The organism is Kribbella sp. NBC_01484, assembly GCF_036227145.1.
Lineage (GTDB): Bacteria > Actinomycetota > Actinomycetes > Propionibacteriales > Kribbellaceae > Kribbella.
The window spans coordinates 1287868-1306054 of the sequence record NZ_CP109437.1; the positions used below are offsets into that span (position 1 = coordinate 1287868).

General features: G+C 69.6%; 17 protein-coding genes. 5 read left to right on the forward strand and 12 right to left on the reverse strand.

Going from position 1 to position 18187, the window contains the following annotated elements:
• Entirely contained in the window at window positions 1–1275 is a 1275-nt protein-coding gene (locus tag OG555_RS06250; protein WP_329481789.1) for a cation:proton antiporter, read from the forward strand.
• 562 nt (window positions 1276–1837) lie between these two features.
• Here OG555_RS06250 and OG555_RS06255 read toward each other — a convergent pair.
• From OG555_RS06255 to OG555_RS06270, 4 genes are all read right to left on the reverse strand, one after another.
• Window positions 1838–2410 (reverse strand): YdeI/OmpD-associated family protein, encoded by a 573-nt coding sequence (locus OG555_RS06255; protein WP_329481791.1) that lies wholly within the window; start codon window positions 2408–2410, stop codon window positions 1838–1840.
• A 46-nt stretch (window positions 2411–2456) separates the two neighbouring features.
• A complete protein-coding gene (locus tag OG555_RS06260; RefSeq protein ID WP_442914485.1) occupies window positions 2457–2957 on the reverse strand; it encodes a methylated-DNA--[protein]-cysteine S-methyltransferase in 501 nt (166 codons plus the stop codon).
• Window positions 2939–3493: a GNAT family N-acetyltransferase gene (locus OG555_RS06265; RefSeq protein ID WP_329481795.1), complete on the reverse strand. Its 555-nt coding sequence runs from the start codon at window positions 3491–3493 to the stop codon at window positions 2939–2941. Before OG555_RS06265 ends, OG555_RS06260 begins: the two co-directional genes overlap by 19 nt.
• A gap of 165 nt (window positions 3494–3658) precedes the next feature.
• Window positions 3659–5140 (reverse strand): AlkA N-terminal domain-containing protein, encoded by a 1482-nt coding sequence (locus OG555_RS06270; RefSeq protein ID WP_329481797.1) that lies wholly within the window; start codon window positions 5138–5140, stop codon window positions 3659–3661.
• Between the two features lie 123 nt (window positions 5141–5263).
• Here OG555_RS06270 and OG555_RS06275 point away from each other — a divergent pair, with 123 nt between their 5' ends.
• The 4 genes from OG555_RS06275 (at window position 5264) to OG555_RS06290 (ending at window position 10749) form a co-directional block, all read left to right on the forward strand.
• The gene (locus OG555_RS06275) at window positions 5264–6004 is read left to right on the forward strand and encodes an SDR family oxidoreductase (protein ID WP_329481798.1); all 741 of its coding nucleotides are present in this window, start codon (window positions 5264–5266) and stop codon (window positions 6002–6004) included.
• Window positions 6005–6097: 93 nt separating this feature from the next.
• The gene (locus OG555_RS06280; RefSeq protein WP_329481800.1) at window positions 6098–6901 is read left to right on the forward strand and encodes an LLM class flavin-dependent oxidoreductase; all 804 of its coding nucleotides are present in this window, start codon (window positions 6098–6100) and stop codon (window positions 6899–6901) included.
• Between the two features lie 73 nt (window positions 6902–6974).
• Entirely contained in the window at window positions 6975–8015 is a 1041-nt protein-coding gene (locus tag OG555_RS06285; protein WP_329481802.1) for a LacI family DNA-binding transcriptional regulator, read from the forward strand.
• Between the two features lie 40 nt (window positions 8016–8055).
• Complete coding sequence (locus OG555_RS06290; protein WP_329481804.1) at window positions 8056–10749, forward strand: glycogen debranching protein; 2694 nt, start codon at window positions 8056–8058, stop codon at window positions 10747–10749.
• Between the two features lie 491 nt (window positions 10750–11240).
• Here the strand turns inward: OG555_RS06290 and OG555_RS06295 are convergent, their stop codons facing one another.
• The 8 genes from OG555_RS06295 to pabB all read right to left on the reverse strand — a co-directional run bounded on the left by OG555_RS06295 (window position 11241) and on the right by pabB (window position 18174).
• Window positions 11241–12038 (reverse strand): hypothetical protein, encoded by a 798-nt coding sequence (locus OG555_RS06295; protein WP_329481806.1) that lies wholly within the window; start codon window positions 12036–12038, stop codon window positions 11241–11243.
• Window positions 12035–12952: an ABC transporter ATP-binding protein gene (locus OG555_RS06300; RefSeq protein ID WP_329481808.1), complete on the reverse strand. Its 918-nt coding sequence runs from the start codon at window positions 12950–12952 to the stop codon at window positions 12035–12037. The genes OG555_RS06295 and OG555_RS06300 overlap by 4 nt, the downstream gene beginning before the upstream one ends.
• A complete protein-coding gene (locus tag OG555_RS06305) occupies window positions 12952–13314 on the reverse strand; it encodes a GntR family transcriptional regulator (protein WP_329481810.1) in 363 nt (120 codons plus the stop codon). The genes OG555_RS06300 and OG555_RS06305 overlap by 1 nt, the downstream gene beginning before the upstream one ends.
• Window positions 13315–13374: 60 nt before the next feature.
• The gene (locus OG555_RS06310; protein ID WP_329481812.1) at window positions 13375–14097 is read right to left on the reverse strand and encodes a GOLPH3/VPS74 family protein; all 723 of its coding nucleotides are present in this window, start codon (window positions 14095–14097) and stop codon (window positions 13375–13377) included.
• Window positions 14090–14299 carry a hypothetical protein gene (locus tag OG555_RS06315; RefSeq protein ID WP_328526396.1) on the reverse strand — a complete coding sequence of 70 codons (210 nt, stop codon included), beginning with the start codon at window positions 14297–14299 and terminating at the stop codon, window positions 14090–14092. The genes OG555_RS06310 and OG555_RS06315 overlap by 8 nt, the downstream gene beginning before the upstream one ends.
• Window positions 14300–14308: 9 nt before the next feature.
• The gene (locus OG555_RS06320; RefSeq protein WP_329481814.1) at window positions 14309–15214 is read right to left on the reverse strand and encodes an SPFH domain-containing protein; all 906 of its coding nucleotides are present in this window, start codon (window positions 15212–15214) and stop codon (window positions 14309–14311) included.
• A gap of 894 nt (window positions 15215–16108) precedes the next feature.
• Window positions 16109–16804, reverse strand: a complete 696-nt coding sequence (locus tag OG555_RS06325) for an aminotransferase class IV (RefSeq protein ID WP_329481816.1) — start codon at window positions 16802–16804, stop codon at window positions 16109–16111.
• Entirely contained in the window at window positions 16801–18174 is a 1374-nt protein-coding gene (gene pabB, locus OG555_RS06330; RefSeq protein WP_329481818.1) for an aminodeoxychorismate synthase component I, read from the reverse strand. Before pabB ends, OG555_RS06325 begins: the two co-directional genes overlap by 4 nt.
• Window positions 18175–18187 lie beyond the last annotated feature (13 nt).

Sequence of the window (18187 nt, forward strand, 5' to 3'; positions counted from 1 at the left end):
GTGCACGAGAACATCACCGCCCTGCTGATCGAGCTGGGCGCGGTCATCCTTGCCCTCGGCATCCTCGGCCGGATCGCCGGGCGGCTCGGGTTCTCGCCGATCCCGCTCTATCTGCTGGCCGGGCTCGCGTTCGGGCGCGGCGGTTTGTTGCCGTTGGCAGCCAGTGAGGAGTTCGTTGCCACCGGCGCCGAGATCGGCGTGATCCTGCTGCTGTTGCTGCTCGGACTGGAATACACGGCGTCGGATCTGGTCGGCACGCTCAAGACGCAGTACGTGTCGGGCGCGGTCGACTTCCTCCTGAACGCCTTGCCCGGTGCGGCCGTCGCGTTGCTGCTCGGCTGGGGGCCGGTCGCCGCGGTCGCGCTCGGAGGTGTCACCTGGATCTCGTCGTCCGGCGTGATCGCGAAGGTGGTCGGCGATCTCGGCCGGCTCGGCAACCGCGAAACCCCTGTGGTGCTGGGGATTCTGGTCCTCGAGGATCTGTCGATGGCCGTCTACCTGCCGATCCTGACCGCGATGCTAGCCGGTGTGGGGCTGGCCGGCGGGAGCGTGACGCTACTGATCTCGCTCGGTACGGTCAGCGTCGTACTGTTCATCGCGCTGCGCTACGGGCGAGTGATCAGCCGGGCGGTCTCCTCGGACAACCCGGAGATGTTGCTGCTCGTCGTCCTCGGGCTGACGCTGCTGGTCGCGGGCATCGCGCAGCATCTGCAGGTGTCGGCGGCGGTCGGCGCGTTCCTGGTCGGGATCGCGTTGTCGGGCGAGGTCGCGCACGGCGCGCGCAATCTGCTCAGCCCGCTGCGCGATCTGTTCGCCGCGGTCTTCTTCGTGTTCTTCGGGCTGAGCACCGTCCCCGCGGAGATCCCGCCGGTCCTCGCGATCGCTCTCGGCCTCGCCGTACTCACGGCCCTCACGAAGATCGCCACCGGCTGGTACGCCGCCCGCCGCGCCGGCATCAAGTCGGCCGGCCGCTGGCGGGCCGGCGGCACCCTCGTCGCCCGCGGCGAGTTCTCCATCGTCATCGCCGGACTGGCGGTCGGCGTCGAACCAAAACTCGGCCCTCTCGCCACCGCCTACGTCCTCATCCTCGTCATCCTCGGCCCGGTCGCCGCCCGCTACACCGAGCCGGTCGCCCGCCGCCTATCCAAGACCAAGCCCGGGACACCGGTCCAGGCACCCGCCGCCGAGCACTCGACACCCCAGCAAACACCCCCACCTGACCCCACCACTGACCACCCGCACACGCCCTCGGGCGCGCCATCTGTCGGGGCCTGACCCGCGCCACCGGGGCCTTGAACAGGCTATTTCCCGTGCCGGGCCCCCGGTTGCTGTTCAAGCCCCCGGCAACTGGCACGCGGACAGGGCGACTCGGGCGGGCGCCGACGGGGTGGGACCCACCGGATTGGCGCCACGTCTCGTGGGCTGCCCCACGGGCGGGACCCAGCTGGTCGGTGCCACGCCTGGTGGGCTGACTTATGCAAGCGGGGCCTTGAACAGGCTATTTCCTGTGCCAGCGCCCCAGTTGCTGTTCAAGCCCCCGGCGAGTGGCGCGTCGGCGGGTGGGCGGGTGGGCGCGGGCGGAGGTGGGGGCGCTGGCGGGGCGGCGCCCACGTGGTTCGTGCCACGTCTCGTGGGCTGACTTATGCAAGCGGGGCCTTGAACAGGCTATTTCCTGTGCCAGCGCCCCAGTTGCTGTTCAAGCCCTCGCCGAGTGGCACGTCGCCGAGTGGCACGTCGGCGGGTGGGCGCGGGCGGAGGTAGGGGCGCCGGCGGGTGGGCGCGGGCGGTCGTGTGGGGGTGGGCAGGGGCGTGGGCTCCGGTGGGTGGGTTGGGTGGGTTAGTGGGGGGTGTTGGCTCGGTGGTTTTGGGTTGCTTTGGTGATGGTTTGGGCGATGCGGGTGGCTCGGGTTTCCGGGCGTTTGGCCAGGGTGATCCACTCGAGGATCGTGCGGCGGGCGGAGGGTGGGAAGGCCTGGAAGTGCTTGTTTGCCTGGGGATTCGCGGCTAGTGCGGCGGCCAGGTCGGCGGGGACGATCAGGTTCTGGGCGTCGGCCAGGAGGTCCCAGGTGCCGGTGTGGTGGGCGTGGTCGATCAGTGCCTGGCCGGGTGGTTCCATCAGGCCGGCGGCGGTCAGGCGGTCGACACGGTCGCGGTTGACTTTGCTCCAGGTGCTGCGCGGGTTGCGTGGGGTGAAGCACTGGTACGTGCTGCGGTCGTCGCGCTTCACGGTCTTGCTGTCGATCCAGCCGAAGCACAGCGCTTGCTCGACCGCAGTCGCGAGATTCACCCCGCCCTCGTCACGGCGCACGATCAGCCAGATCGAGCGTTCCGTCCGCCCGTTCGCGGCCAACCACTCGCGCCACTCGGCCGCGGATCCACACTCCAGCGCTTCCTCGTCAACGATGCTCATACGACGAGCATGCTCCGGATAAGTGCTCATCGAGTGAGCACTTTCCTCAGAAGAGGGCGTCGCCTCGCTCGTGGTCCAGCAGTGCCTGCTTGCGTTCGAGGCCTCCGCCGTACCCGGTCAGGCTGCCGGTGGAACCGACGACGCGGTGGCAGGGGACGATGATGCTGATCGGGTTCTTGCCGTTGGCCAGCCCGACCGCGCGGGAGGCGCCCGGCACGAGGCCGAGCTCCCGCGCGAGATCGCCGTACGTCGTGGTCTCGCCGTACGGGATGTCCTGGAGCGCCGTCCAGACCTTTTGCTGGAACGGCGTCCCCGCGAGCTGCAGCGGTACGTCGAACGTGGTCCGGCCGTGCTCGAAATACTCGGTGAGTTGCGCGGCGACCGCGGGCAGGACCGAGTCGTCGCGGTCCCCGAAGGTCTCCATCGGCGGGCGATGCCGGTGCTCGGCCATGTACAGCCCGGCCAGCTCACCCGCGCCGGTCGCGACCAGCGTGAGTGGGCCGAGCGGGCTGTCCATGACGGCGTACGTCAACGCGTTGCCTCCCATTGCGCACGGTTGATCCGGTAGAGCACGTGCCGCTGCAACCGGTGGCCGGCCGGAATGCGGACGTGGTCGAAGTCCCCGGCCTCGTCGTGCGTCATCCCGATCCGCTGCATCACCCGCTGCGACGGCAGGTTGGTGGTCGTGGTGAAGGAGACGATCTCGTCCAGCCCCGCCGGGCCGAAGCCGTGCGCGAGTGTCGCCCGGGCCGCCTCGGTCGCATAACCGTTGCCCCAGGCACCCTTCATCAGGCGCCAGCCGATCTCGATCGCCGGCATGAAGTGGGCATCGAAGCTCGGCACCGACAACCCGGTGAAGCCGATGAACTCGCCCGTCTCGCGCACCTCGAGCGCCCACAGGCCCCAGCCGCGCCCGTCGATCTCAGGAATGTTCCGGTCGATGAGGGCGTCGCTCTGCTCGCGCGTCTGCGAGGCCGGGAAATGCTCCATCACGGCCGGGTCCGCGTTCAGCACCGCGAACGGCTCGCGGTCGGAGTCACGCCACTGGCGCAGTAGGAGACGATCGGTGGTCAGCGTGGTCATGGGGCCTCCCGGCCTGGACTGAGGAGCGTAGGGAGCCCGGTCGTGGGGCCTCCCGGCCTGGACTGAGGAGTGTAGGGAGCGAAGCGACTGGAGCGACGAGGGAAGGCCGGGAGCAAAAGCCCCATGACCCGCCTCGCCGGAGGCGAGGCATCAACACTGTCATGCTCACTCCGGGATCTTGTTGATGGCGTGGTCACCGGTGGCCCAGAGGTACTGCACCGCGTACGCACGCCAGGGCCGCCACGCACGTGCGTGGTCGGTCAACGGTTTAGGGGCTTCCGGCAATCCTAGATCACGCGCTGCGTATCGGACACCCAAATCACTGGCCACGAAGGCATCCGGGTCACCGAGCGCCCGCATCGCGATCGACTCCACTGTCCACGGCCCGATCCCCGGCAGCGCGGCCAATTGCTCCCGCGCGCGATCCCAGTCCGCGCCCGCACCCAGATCGATCTCGCCGGCGGCGAGCGTGGCGATCAACGTGGTGAGCGTCGTACGACGGGACTTCGGAAAGGCCAGCGTCTCCGGGTCGAGCCCCGCCAGCGCCTGCATCGTCGGGAAGAGATGTGTCAGTCCACCGGCCGCGTCCTCGATCGCCTCACCATGCTGAACCACCAGCCGATGCGCATGCGTCCGCGCCGCCGCCGTCGACACCTGCTGACCGAGCACCGCGCGTACGGCGAACTCCTCACCGTCGACCGTGTGCGGGACCCGGCGCCCCGGCGCCTTCGCGATCAGCGGAGCGAGCAACGGATCCATGCTGAGCAGATCGTCGACGGCGATCGGGTCGGCGTCGAGGTCGAGCATCCGGCGGCAGCGGCTGATCGCGATCGCCAGGTCGCGCTGGTCGGTGAGCGAGAGCTGGCAGGCGATGTGGTCGGGCATCGGCCGCAAGGCGACCACGCCATGACCGTGCGGCAGGCGGAGCGTGCGCCGGTAGTGGCCGTCGCGCCACTCCTCCACCCCTGGCACGCCGGTCGCGATCAGGTGACCGAAGAGGTTGTCCGGGGTGAGCGGCGCGCGGAACGGCAGCCGGAGTGAGATCGTCCCGGGCGCGGAGGTCGTCGTACCTCGTCGGGCCCGGCGGCGCAGCTCGGTCGGCGCGAGCGCGAAGACCTCCTGAACGGTCTCGTTGAAGGTCCGCACGCTGGAGAACCCCGCGGCGAACGCGACGTCGGCCATCTGCAGCTCGCTGGTCTCGATCAGGAGCCGAGCGATCTGTGCGCGCTGGGCGCGGGCGAGCGCGAGCGGCCCGGCGCCGAGCTCGGCGTGCAGTTGACGCTGCACCTGGCGGACGCTGTAGCCGAGGTGTCCGGCCAGGCCTGGTACACCGTCGCGGTCGACCACGCCGTCCGCGATCAGCCGCATCGCGCGGGCGACCACATCGGCCCGGTCGTTCCACTCCGGTGAGCCGGGGCTCGCGTCCGGCCGGCAGCGCTTGCAGGCGCGGAATCCGGCCTGCTGCGCGGCCGCGGCGCTCGGGTAGAACCGCATGTTCTCGACCTTCGGCGGCACCACCGGGCAACTCGGCCGGCAGTAGATCCTCGTGGTCAGCACCGCGGTGAAGAACCACCCGTCGAAGCGCGCGTCCTTGGACTGGACGGCGCGGATACATCGCTCCCGGCATTCGTACACGTGCTCCAGCATCCCTGCCGCCACCGACAGTTCGCTAGCGGTTTTGCGCCATCGAGGCATCGCGGGATTGCGACGCCAGGATCCGGGGTCCGATTTCCGCCAGCTTCGGTCCGCGCAGGTCGGTGGACTGGAGGCATGAACGAACTACTTGGCAAGAAGGCCCTGGTGACGGGCGGCAGCCGCGGGATCGGCGCCGCCACCTCGATCGCACTCGCGGAAGGTGGCGCCGACGTCGCCTTCACTTATAAGAGTTCCGCCGACGCAGCGGCCAAGGTGGTGAAGGAGATCGAGGCACTCGGGCGGCGGGCGTTCGCGCTCGAGGTCGACGCCGCGGACGCGGTGGCGGTCGCGGACGGCGTACAGGGGGCCGCGGACCGGCTCGGCGGGCTGGACATCCTGGTCAACAACGCCGGCGTCGGCGCGATCGCCCCGATCACCGAGCTCACCCTGGCCGATGTCGACCGGGTGCTCGCGATCAACGTCCGGGGCGCGTACGCCGCCGCGCAGGCCGCCGTACCGCGGTTGTCCGACGGCGGGCGGGTGATCCACCTCGGTAGCTGCGCCGCCGGGCGGGTCACCAGTCCGGGGATGACGCTGTACGCGATGAGCAAGGCCGCGCTGGTCGGGTTCAGCAAGGGACTCGCGCGCGAACTCGGCGCACGCGGCATCACGTCGAACGTCGTCCAGCCAGGCCCGATCGACACCGACATGAACCCGGCCGACGGCCCCTTCGCGCAAGCCCAGATCGGAGCCCTCGCCCTCGATCGCTTCGGCACCCCGGCCGAGGTGGCCGCCGCCGTCACCTACCTGGCCGGGCCGGCTGCCGCCTACATCACCGGCACCGAACTGACGATCGACGGCGGTCACCTGGCCTGACCGCTTTGCGGAAAGAATTCGTCACCAGCTGCCGATTTGTTTCCGTACAGGTGGAGCTGGGTGGGTGTCGGTGGGCCTGGCTAGGGTCGCTGCATGAGGTTCTCGGTGACGGTCGGGGCGGTCGGCGGGGGGCGGGATCCGCGGGGGCTCGCGGAGCTCGCGCGAGCCGTGGAGGACTCGGGTTGGGACGCGTTGTTCCTGGAGGACTATCTCGTCTACCAGGGGGATGCGTCCCAGCCGACGTACGACCCGTGGATCTGTCTGGCCGCGATGGCTGCGGCGACCTCGCGGATCAGGATCGGTACGACGGTGACACCGCTGCCCCGGCGTAGTCCGTGGAAGGTCGCGGCCGAGGCGGTCGCGCTGGATCACCTGTCGAACGGGCGCTTCGTGCTGGGGGTCGGGATCGGTGACTCTGGGGATCCGTTCATGCCTGCGCGCGCGCCGAGGGAACTGGCGGAGATGCTGGACGAAGGGCTCACCGTGATCGACCGGTTGTGGACCGGGCGTCCGGTGAGCTTTGCTGGCCGGCACTATCGGCTCGACGACGTGCAGCTGACGGCCCGGCCGGTGCAGGAGCCGCGGATTCCGATCTGGATCGGTGGGAACCTGCTCGTCCCGGCGGTCCGGCGCAGGATCCTTCGGTGGGACGGGAGCTGCGCCTACAAGGGCACGACCGACGCACCGCAGCAGATCACGCCGGACGACGCGCGGCAGTTGCTGGCGGAGCGTCAAGCAACCGCCGGGACCGCCGCCGGCTGGTTCGACGTGAAGGTGAGCGGGGGCGATCCGGCGGCCTTCGCCGCGGCGGGAGCGACTTGGTGGGGGCGATGGATCCCGCCGCTCCCGCCGGACGAGACGGCGGCGATCGTCAGGCCGGGACCGCCGACGCTCTGAGCCGTTGACACGACGAGGGTCGCGCGGGAGACTGCGGGTGTTTTTAACGTTCAAACCCCCGTGGGAGGTTGCCGTGGCCACGTTGAAGCAGGTCGCCGCCCACGCCGAGGTGTCGGTGCAGACGGTGTCCAACGCGCTCAACGCGCCGCAGCGGCTCCGCCCGGACACGCTCGAACGGGTCAACCGCTCGATCGAACTGCTCAACTACCGGCCGAATCGTAACGCCCGCAGCCTACGCACCAGCGCGGTCGAACTGATCGGGTACTGCGTGCCCAACTGGCCGAACCAGACTCATCTGGTGATGGACCAGTTCCTGCACGCCCTGTGCGCGGCGGCCGAGGGCAGCGGCCGCCACATCCTGCTGTTCACCGCGCCGGCCGGCGTCGACGGTATGGAGGTGTACGACGATCTGCACGCGCGCCGCATGGTCGACGGGTTCGTGCTCTCGCAGACCGAGACCCACGATCCGCGGCACGGCTGGCTGAAGGACCAGAAGATCCCGTTCGTGTCCTTCGGCCGGGTCTGGAAGGAGACCACCCAGCCCGGCCCGTGGGTCGACGTCGACGGCGCGGCCGGCACCGCCACAGCGGTCCGGCACCTGCACGAGACCGGCCGCCGGCGCATCGCCTTCATCGGCTGGCCGAAGTCGTCCGGCCTGGCCGAGGACCGTCTCGGCGGCTGGCGCAGCGAATGCAAGGCGCTCGGCCTGCCGACCGCGGGCCTGTCGGTGCGGTGCCGCGAGGACAGCCTCGACGAGGGCGCCCGCGCCACCGCGAATCTGCTCGACTCCGACCGGCCGCCGGACGGAATCGTTGCCCTGAGCGACATTCTCGCGCTGGGCGCGCTCCGCGAGTTCAGCCGCCGTGGCCTCACCCCCGGCCGGGACGTCGGCATCACCGGCTTCGACGACTCACCTCTCGCCGATGTCGTGTCCCCCGGCCTGACCAGCCTGCGGCAACCGATGGACCGGATCGCCGCCGAGCTGATCACGATCCTGATCGCCGCCGGCACCGACGCTGATTCCGGTGCCGATTCCGGTGCCGATTCCGGGGCACCGATCGAACGCCTGCTGCAACCCGAACTGGTGATCAGGGGCAGCTCAGCCCCTGGCTGATGCGGCGCAACCCCGAGCGCCGCGAGAAGGAGGAACCGCCATGACTCCCCATCCCAACCCCCGACGCAGTGCGTCCCCACCGCGCCGCAAACCGGTCCGCAAGACCGTCGGCATCGCCTTGCTGGCCACAGCCACCGTGCTGGCAAGCACAGCGTCCGCGATCGCCGGCCCGACCACCACCGGCGCAGCCGCCGGTCCGGCCACCGCGGGCTCGGCTGCCGGCGCCACGGCGGCCGCCGCTCAGACCGGCGCGTCGTCCGAGCTGTCCGAGACGACACGCCTGGCCGACCGCCGGTCGCTCGTCGTCGGCGATCGCGCCTACGCGATGGGCGACGAGAGCGGGCTGTACCCGGCCAGCGGCTGGCACATCCGCGGCGAGATGGGCGGGTTCTGGACCCAGCCGATCAAGCTGCTCGACGGGCTCTGGTTCGGCCTGGACGGCAACTGGCTCGGCAAGGACGTCGCCGCCGCGAAGTACACCAGCGGCCACGGCTACAGCCGGATCGACTACTCCGGTTCCGTCGACGTCCGTCGTACCGACTTCGTCCCCGACGGCGTCCGCGCCACGCTGGTCGGCCTGACGCTCAGCTCGAGTACGGCGAAGACGGTCAAGCTGGCCGTGGACGCGCACTCCGAGCTGATGCAGTCCTACCCGTGGGGCTGGACCGCACCCGGTGCGGCCGACGCGAACCTCCCGGACACGGGCGCGTACGCCGACGGTGCACTCCGCTTCCAGGAGCAGGGCACACCGTCGTACCCCAACGCGACCGCCCACGACTACGCCGCGTTCGTCGGATCGTCCCTGCGTCCGACGGCCCACGCACTCGGCCCGAACCACCGCGGTCCCCAGGACCCGGCGGTGATCTGCCCCGCCGACGGGACGACGCCAGCGCGGTGTGACGACTCGCTGGTCGGCAAGGGCACCGGCGGGCAACTGACGTACGACGTCAGCCTCGAACCCGGTCAACAGAAGACGATCTGGTTCGCGGTGGCCGGTTCCGACCAGGGTGCGTCGGCGGCGCAGCGCGAGTACGGCAAGGCACTGAGCAACCCGGAGAAGTTGCTCAAGGCAAAGGCTTCCGAGCGGAAGCAGATCGACGCCCAGTCCGCGGTGGACCTTCCTGGTGACCGGCTACTGCAGCAGAGCGTCGAGTGGAGCAAGCAGAACCTCGCCGACTCCGTCCAGGAGGCGCACAACCTCAAGATCCGCGATGTCAACGAAGGCAAGGACTACCCGGCGCCGGTCGGCACGGTCGACACCGCGCGCTGGTTCGGCGCGGGCTTCCCGGACTATCCGTGGCTGTTCGCGACCGACGGTGAGTACACCGCGTACGCCGCCGTCGCAGCCGGTCAGTTCGACACTGTGAAGCAGCACCTGCGCGCATTGCGCGATGTCAGCGACATCCTGAACAACCGCAGCGGCAAGGTCGCACACGAAGTGACCCCGACCGGTGACGTGTACTTCGGTTCCAACCAGAGTGCGGGTAACACCGACGAGACGGTGAAGTTCCCGAGCACCGTCGCGCTGCTGTGGCGGTGGACCGGCGACAACAGGTTCCGCGACGAGATGTACGACTTCAGCGTCCGCAACCTGCAGTACGTCTACCGCGAGCTCGACAAGGACGGCGACGGCTGGCCGGAAGGCCTGGCGAACGTCGAGCGGGCCGGGATGGGCGTGGAGAAACTCGACAGCACCGTCTACCTCGCCCGCGGTCTGCGCGACCTCGCGGATCTGGCCGCGTCCAAGCACGACACCACGGTCCAGCAGTGGGCGACCACCCGCGCGAACGACCTGGAGTCCCGCTTCGAGGCGCAGTGGTGGGTCCCGCAGGCAATGGGGTACGCCGACTCCGTCGACAGCCCGACCGACCCGGCGAACGACAATACGCCGATCTTCCAGCGGCACTGGATCGGTGTCACACCGATGGAAGCGGTGCTGGTGCGGCCGGGCCAGTCGAACGCCCCACTCGCGTCGGCGGATCACGCGAAGACTGCCCTCGACCAGCGTGAAACGTCTTGCTACACAGGGGAATTCGGGCTCTTCCATACCGGCACCGGGCCGACCTCCGACCCGGCCGGCAACAAGGGCGACGCGTGCGACTCGGTTGTCTCCCAGGTGCAGAGCGAGCGCGCCATCTTCAGCCTGAACACGTCGATCATGGCGGTTGCCGAAGGCAACTTCGGTCGGCTGGGCACGAAGCAGCAGCAGGTGTACACCACCGGCAACGCCCGGATCCAGCTCGACCCGACGGTGTGGGAGACGCCCGGCGCGATGCCGGAGATCGCTCCCTCGCCGGACTCCCCGGCGAACATCGGCCGGCCGTTCTACGACCGTTCGATGGCGCTGCAGGCCTGGGGCGCGTACGGCATCCTCTGGCCGGTGATCCACCAGCAGCTCGGCGTCGACCCCGATCTGGGGCACGGCCGGGTCTCCGTGATCCCGCAGTTGCCGCAGGGTCAGCAGAAGGTGGCCGGAAGCAACATCCGGGTCGGCCGCGGATCGGTCGATGTCTCGGCACGCCTTACAGGTAAGGAATTGCGGACCGACGTGACCGTCAAGGGTGTCGGCGCATCGGTCACGATCGGTGCGGTGCTGCCGTCCGGTGCGAAGGTCAAGAACGTGACCCTCGACGGCCGGACCGCGACGTACGAGCTGGTCACGACGACGCGGGGAGTGGAGGTGCAGGTGCCGGCGCGCGGTGCGTCCTCGGCACTGAAGATCACCCTCGCCTGAGACCGGGGGGGGGGCGTGGCCGGTACGGCACGACCCCCGGATCGCCGGCCGGCGCACAACCGTTCTGTGCGCCGGCCGGCTTTCTGTTGCCCGACCCACGGTTATCGATACCTGCTGGTGCCGTTACAGGACACAAGTGTCGTGCCGACGCGAGGCGGGGCCCCTCCGAGTATGAGTCGGAGGGGCCCCGCTAGCTGAAGGAAGGTGACGTCTCCAGCCTCCCGAACGGGTCCGTAGAGGCCGGCAGACCCCGTCACCGGTCTACCTCGGTGGGGATCCCCACCGTGAAGGTCCTCGGTTTCCGTTCGACCCGCCACCCCTTTTTCAGAAGTTGCGTGTCGACATTTCTACCGCCGCGGGCCAGGGTCGCACAACCCTTCCCTGCCAACAGATTGGACTACTTCGCGAGACGGTGCGTGTCATCCACAGTGACCGCCTGACCATCCACAGAAACCGGCCGACTTATACACACCCCCTGTGTATAACATCGCTCAGCCTTTCGCTTGTTTCATCGCCATCGGTCGCAGTACGAGATAGCCGGCGTACAGACCGAGAGCACTGACCACGAGGACGGAGGGTACGGCGACGGCGAGTGGTGGACGGTGATAGCCGAGACCGTTCAGCACGTCCGCGAGCCACTGCGCGACGAGCAGGAACTCGGCGGCCGCGGCCGGGATCAGTGCCAGCGGCAGGAGCAGCACGCCACGCCAGAAGCCGAACCGGACGAACGTGATCCCCAGCAACCACCCGGCCACCTCGTGCGACAGGATCAGCAGGAAGAACTCGGTGAAGATCAGGCCCACTTGCGAGGTCCTGGTGAACAGGTGCGGGTTGGCGAGCGTCTGGCTCCAGCCCTGCCAGCCGTAGAGCAGGTGCTCGACCTGGTAGACCAGCACCCAGAGCGCGGCGGTCGCGGCCGCGGCACCGGCAAGATAGATGCTCACGGCAACGGACATCATCCGCCGGGTGATGCCCTGGGCGATCAGCAGAGTCAGGTATGCCGGGGTGATGATGATGCCGACCGCCATCGAGAAGTACTTCGGCGACTGGGTGCCGTAATCCCAGGTGCTGTGGTCGATCCCGCCGGTCGCGGCCTTGATCCCGATACCGACGATCAGGAAGCCGACCAGCATCACGATCCAGTAGCCGACCAGCATCGGCCGCATCCCGACCCACATCGCGAGCAGGATCCGGCGCAGCCGATGGCCATTCGTCACACCACGCGGCAGGTTCGCACGAGCGACCGCCTGTTCGGCCGGACGCGTGCGGTTGTCGACTGTTGCGCTCATGAGCGGCCTCCCGTCGGGGCGGTCAGGTGGACGAAGAGCTCCTGCAGGCCGACGGGTCCGATCTCGAGACCGGATGAGGCGGCCTGCGCGAGCAGGGCCGGATCGAGGTCGCCGAGGACCGTCGTGGACTTGGTGCCGCCGAGCCGATCCTCGGCAAGCACCGTGAAGCCGGCGGTGAACTCGTCCACCGCCGCAGCCGGGCCGACGATCGAGGCGCCACGGCCGCGCAGCGCGTCCACCGGCGACTGGGTGACCAGGCGTCCGTTGTCGAGGATGACCACCTCCTCGAGCATCGTGCTGACCTCGCTGACCAGGTGGGTCGACAGCAGGACCGTGCGCGGCACCTCGGCGTAGTCGGCGAGCAGAGCGTCGTAGAACAGATTCCGGGACGGGACGTCCATGCCCAGGTAGCTCTCGTCGAAGATGGTCAGTGGCGCCCGGCTCGCCAGGCCGAGAACGACCCCGAGCGCGGACTTCTTACCGCGGGACAGCTTCTGCACCTTCTTGTTCAACGGGACCTCGAAGCGGTCCAGGAGGTCGCCGGCGAGCTCGTCGTCCCAGTACGGGCGCAGGCTCGCGGCGAGACCGATCGCATGCCGGACCAGCGCTGCGTCGATCAGGTCGCCGGACTCGCGGATCAGGCACACCCGGCTCGTCACGACCGCGTTCTCGTACGGCTCCTGCGCCGTACCGAGGTCGCCGCCCTCGATCCATACCCGGCCCGCGTCCGGCCGCCGGAAGCCGGCCAGCGTCGCGGCCAGCGTGCTCTTGCCGGATCCGTTCCGGCCGAGCAGTCCGTGGATCTTGCCGGGCGCGAGGCGCAGGTCCAGCCGGTCGAGCGCGGGCACCCCCGCGAACCGGACCGAAAGATCCTCGGTGCGCACAGTCAGGGCGGTTTCTTCCAGGGTCCTCATCACGAGTCTCCGTAGGTGCGGATGTGCTGGATGACGTCCTTGAGTGGTACGCCGATGGCCTTGGCCTCGCGGATCATCGGGTCGACGACGTCCGCGAAGAACGAGTCCCGCCGGCCGGTGCGGAGCAGGTCGCGGGCGTTCGGGCTGACGAACATCCCGATCCCGCGCTTCTTGTACAGCACGCCCTCGTCGACCAGCTGCGCGAATCCCTTGGCCGCGGTGGCCGGGTTGATCCGGTAGAAGGCGGCGTACTGGTTCGTCGACATCACCTGCTCGTCCTCGGCGAGGGCGCCGGTGACGATGTCGTTCTTGATCTGCTCCGCGATCTGCAGATAGATCGGACTCCGATCGTCGAACACCACGACCCCCTCCCCGGTTCCTGGGTTAGTTACTTGAGTAACGAACCGTAGCGCCCCTCGGGGTCAGCCGCCCGCGGAATACTGCGACTGCTGGAGCGACCTCTTCAGAGCGGGTACGACGGGACCGACGCGGACCGCCAACTGAGCCAGCCGGTCCTTGTGGCGGATGCGCTGCTCCTTCGTGACGACCGTCCGTAGGTCTGCCGTGGCCGCCAGGACGACGATCGCGGCGTCCCAGAGATCCACGCGGGTGACCAGGCGCGACGGTCGCAGGGTGTCGCGCGCGCTCTGCAGGATCTGGCGTCGTACCAGCGGGTGGCGCAGGGTGATGCGGTCGGCGGGGATCAGGCCGAGGATGCCATGCGGCTCGACCTTGATCATGCGGGCGCGCTCGAGGTCGTCGCGGACCTCGCGGACGATGGCGCGCTGCCGCCGGTCGACCCAGTGCCGCCACTTCCGCGGGCCGACGGCGCGGATGTCCTCGAGGACCAGGGCGAGCACCGGATCGGACGGTGCGGCCGCCATCGTCAGCCTGGCCCGGCCGTTGTCGTCGGCAAGGTTCCCGTTGAGCTGCAGGTCGGTCAGAGCCGCGGCCCGGAGCAACTTCCCGAGCTTCGATCGACCCACCAGCCGCCCGCGCTCCGGATCGTAGGCCAGCAGGAAAAGCCTTGCAGCCAAGGCATCCGGGGCCTTTGCGTTGCCCAGCGCAACTGCCTTCCGTCGGCGCGGCATACGCCTCGCCGGCGTCGGCGGCCGCCTCAGCGGAGTCACCAGTGTCCTACTCATCATCTTCCTCCTTGGCCGGACGGCCCGGGCGGCGGATCTTACCGACGCCTGTCGGCAGCCGGCCGGCGTCAGCCAGCGCCCGCCGGAGCAGGTACTCGATCTGAGCGTTGGTGCTGCGCAGGTCGTCGGCCGCCCAGCGGGCCAGCGCGTCGTGCACCACGGGATCCAGCCGGAGCAGGATCTTCTTGCGTTCGGCGGCCACGGCGGCCGCTTACTGGTAGAGCGTGCCGGCGTTGACCACCGGTTGGGCGTCACGATCGCCGCACAGCACCACCAGCAGGTTGCTGACCATGGTCGCCTTGCGCTCCTCGTCGAGCTCCACCACCTCGTGCTCGGACAGCCGGTCCAGCGCGAGCTCGACCATGCCGACCGCGCCCTCGACGATCCGCTGCCGGGCCGCCACGACCGCACCGGCCTGCTGGCGGCGCAGCATCGCCTGGGCGATCTCCGGGGCGTACGCGAGGTGGGTGATCCGCGACTCAATCACATGGACGCCGGCCGCCTGCACCCGGGCGCCGATCTCGGCGGACAGGGTCTCGGTGATCTCGTCGGTGCTGTCCCGCAACGACAGTACGTCGTCGTCGCTGTGCACGTCGTACGGATAACTGTTCGCGATGTGGCGGACCGCGGTCTCGGTCTGGATCGCGACGAACTCGACGAAGTCGTCCACCTCGAACATCGCCTGCGCCGTGTCCTCGACCTGCCAGACCACCACCGCGGCGATCTCGATCGGGTTGCCGTCGGCATCGTTGACCTTGGCAACGGCCGTCTCGTGGTTGCGGATCCGGGTGGACACCTCCTTGCGGGTGGCGATCGGGTTGACCCAGCGGAGACCGTCGATGCGGATCGTCCCGGCGTACCGCCCGAGGATCTGCAGCACCCGCGCCCGCCCCGGCGCCACCGGAGTCAGTCCGGCCGCGACGATCACGCCCGCGACGAACACCAGGATCCCGACCGTGATCAGCACGCCATTGCCCGACCCGGCGCCGGCGATGAACAGCACCACTCCACCCACCACCAGCACGAACGCCATCCCGGCCATCGGCCACCCATTGAGCTGCCAGGCCACCCGCTCGGTCACCTTGGGCTTCGGCATCTCCACCGCGACATCCACCATCACCAGCTCCTCTCGAATAGCTCAACGGTAGCAAAGTGATATCACATTAGCAAACACTCCCGGGCCTGTTCGGGGGTCAACCCCTGAGTTGGTGGGTCGCCCACTCGGATTCTCAGGGGGCAACCCACCAGGTGAGGGGTTGACCCTCAGCTGTGGGCGGAGGGCAAGTCGGTACGGCGATCAGGCGGGCCGGATGTCCGGACCACGCGGGCCCATTTCAGGGGTCAACCGGCTGCTCGATGTGTGGGTGGCCGGCCACGTCCTCGTCGGCGGGCGGACCCGGGTCCGGTGACTTGAGACAGCCCCTGGTGCGCGGGAATCAGAAATGCCAGGTCCCCGCGCACCCCGTCTGGTCGAGGCTCTCGGCCGGCGGCGCCCGACCCCGGTCGTCCAGGCCCGACCTCGGACAGGCAGTGGGGACCTCGGACACGGCACAGCCTGTCCGAGGCGCCCAAACGGTGTCCCAGCCCCGGGACCGGTAACGGTCCCGCCACCGGCAAGACGACCCCGTCCAGTCACCGCACTTGCCCGCCGGTGCCGGCTGGTCGGGTGCGGACGGTCGCAGCCCGGGAGTGTGTTGCGGGCACGGCATCCGGAGCTCACGGTCCGGGCGGACGTGCTGTGGGACGGTGGTTTGCGGGAGGGGTGGGCAGCTCGACAGGAGGTGTACGCCCCGGCCCCTGCCGGGCCGGGCGGGGCCAGGCGTGAATGCCTCGCCCGACCAGCAGCCTGGACCGACACCACCTGTCGAGCTGCACATCGGCCAGCCTGGCTCACCTCGCCCACATCCAGCAGAAGAGCCGGTCAACCCCCCGAGTTGGTGGGTTGCCCCCACGGATTCTCAGGGGGCAACCCACCGAGCGAGGGGTTGACCGCTCAGATGGCGACTTGGCGTCAGAGGGGTTGGGCGAGGGACTCCAGGTCGTGTTGCCAGGGGGTGGAGTGGGAGTTGGGGAGGGGGTCGATGGCCGAGTCGGACCAGGCGTGGATCGGGCGGATCCCGTGCAGGGCGTTCACCAGCCAGGCCTCCGTGGTGGCTTCGAGATCGCGCGGCGTGATGGGGTGCTCGGCGACCGGAACGCCTTGTGTGGTGGCGATCTGGCGGAGCAACGCGGCGGTGACGGACGGGAGGAGGGGGCGGTCGGAGGGCGGGAAGCAGAGGGTGTCGTCCTCCCACCAGGCGAGGGCGGAGTACGCCGCCTCGAGGACGGTGCCGTCCTGGTCGAGCAGGAGGATCTCGTCGGCGCGGTGCGCCGCGGACTCCTTCAGCTTGCCGAGCAGTTCGAGATCGGGGCCCTTCACGCGCGGACTGACCCGGGGGTCCGGACCTTCGTGGACGACCACGCGGACGCGGCCGCCGATCGGTGGTGCGGGGCGGAGCTGGACCGCCAGTTCGCCGGACGTGTGCAGCTCGAAGCGCGGGAACCAGCGGCCGAAGCCGGGCAGTCGCTGGACCTGCTCGTCCCAGAAGCCCGTGGCATCCACTCCCGCCGCGGCACACGACCGCACGAACCGCTCCCGGTGCAGCTCGATCCCGCGGACCGTGCCGTTGGCGACCAGGAACGAATCCGCCACCTGCAAACCACTCATCTCCCCCACCCTTCGGCCGCGGCGTTCCCGCCGACGGCTGCCGTTGCCTTCAGCACCATTTCGTCGTACTCCGCGACCGGCTCGGAGTCGAGCACGATCGCACCCCCCGCACCGATCATCGTCTCGTCCGGAGTCAGCACCGCTGTCCGGATCACCACACTCAGATCCGCGCGGCCGTCCACGGTGAGATAGCCGAGCGCACCCGAGTACACGCCGCGCGCGCTCCACTCCAGCTCGTCGAGGATCTCCATCGTGCGGATCTTCGGCGCACCCGTCATCGACCCCGGCGGGAAGCAGGCCCGCACCGCGTCGACCGCGGTCACCCCGGACCGCAGCCGGCCGCGCACCGTGGTGACGAGCTGGTGCAGCGAGCGAGTGGTGTCGACGTTCATCAGCCGCGGCACCTGCACCGTCCCGGGTTCGCTCACCCGGCCGAGATCGTTGCGGATCAGGTCCACGATGATCAGGTTCTCGGCCCGGGTCTTCTCGTCCTCGGCCAGTGTCTTCGCGGCCAGCCGGTCCAGCGCAGGGTCCGGGTCGCGTGGCACGGTGCCCTTGATCGGGCGGCACTCGGCCCACCCGTCCGCGTCCACGGTCAGGAAGCGTTCCGCTGACGAGCTCGCCACCGCGAGATCGCCGTACCGCAGGAACGCGGCGTACTGCGCCGGGTTGGCCGCCCGCTGCCAGCGGAAGAACTCGAACGGGTCGGGCACCGCCGGCAGCCGGACGCGGTTCGTCAGGCAGATCTCCCAGGTATCCCCCGCCTCCAGAGCGGCCTTGCACGCGGCGATACCGGCCAGGTACGTCGACCGGCCCTGCTCGAGATGTGCTTCCAGGTCGAGCGTCGCGATCGCGGGCACCTCGACGCTGCCCATCCACCAGTCGGCGGCCGCCCGCTCCGCCCGCGCCAGCCAGTCGTCGCCGGCACCGGGTTCGTCCACCGCGACGAGGTAGGTCACGTCGTTGTCGTGATCGATGACGACGAATCGGTTCGCCCAGATCCACAGCGCGTCCGGTGCCGGCGATTCGTGGGCCGCCGCTCCCCCGGTCAGCGCCTTCAACTCGTAGCCGAAATACCCGACGTACCCACCGCTAAAGAGCCCCGCCAGCTCAGCCGGTACGTCGGCGGACCGCCCCGCCAGCAACGCGTTCAGCTCGGCAAACACATCGCCATCGGCAACATCCCGGACGACGACCTCCGCGGCCGGGCCCAGCGTCGTACCGAGGACGGAGACGCGGCGCACGGCCCGGTCGGTCAGGCTGCCGTCGAGCCAGAACGCGACGGGTTCACCGGCCAGCAGCTCGCGGTAGATCGTCTCACCGTCGAGCGCCCGGTCGACCGTCCGGATGGACCAGCTCAGCGCACCCACAGGCACACCGTAC

Coding starts and splice junctions, on each gene's coding strand:
- OG555_RS06255 (WP_329481791.1), bottom strand. CDS start 2,410: ATGAGCATCGTTGACGAGGAAGCGCTGGAGTGTGGATCCGCGGCCGAG.
- OG555_RS06260 (WP_442914485.1), bottom strand. CDS start 2,957: ATGGGAGGCAACGCGTTGACGTACGCCGTCATGGACAGCCCGCTCGGC.
- OG555_RS06265 (WP_329481795.1), bottom strand. CDS start 3,493: ATGACCACGCTGACCACCGATCGTCTCCTACTGCGCCAGTGGCGTGAC.
- OG555_RS06270 (WP_329481797.1), bottom strand. CDS start 5,140: ATGCTGGAGCACGTGTACGAATGCCGGGAGCGATGTATCCGCGCCGTC.
- OG555_RS06275 (WP_329481798.1), top strand. CDS start 5,264: ATGAACGAACTACTTGGCAAGAAGGCCCTGGTGACGGGCGGCAGCCGC.
- OG555_RS06280 (WP_329481800.1), top strand. CDS start 6,098: ATGAGGTTCTCGGTGACGGTCGGGGCGGTCGGCGGGGGGCGGGATCCG.
- OG555_RS06290 (WP_329481804.1), top strand. CDS start 8,056: ATGACTCCCCATCCCAACCCCCGACGCAGTGCGTCCCCACCGCGCCGC.
- OG555_RS06295 (WP_329481806.1), bottom strand. CDS start 12,038: ATGAGCGCAACAGTCGACAACCGCACGCGTCCGGCCGAACAGGCGGTC.
- OG555_RS06300 (WP_329481808.1), bottom strand. CDS start 12,952: ATGAGGACCCTGGAAGAAACCGCCCTGACTGTGCGCACCGAGGATCTT.
- OG555_RS06310 (WP_329481812.1), bottom strand. CDS start 14,097: ATGAGTAGGACACTGGTGACTCCGCTGAGGCGGCCGCCGACGCCGGCG.
- OG555_RS06320 (WP_329481814.1), bottom strand. CDS start 15,214: ATGGTGGATGTCGCGGTGGAGATGCCGAAGCCCAAGGTGACCGAGCGG.
- OG555_RS06325 (WP_329481816.1), bottom strand. CDS start 16,804: ATGAGTGGTTTGCAGGTGGCGGATTCGTTCCTGGTCGCCAACGGCACG.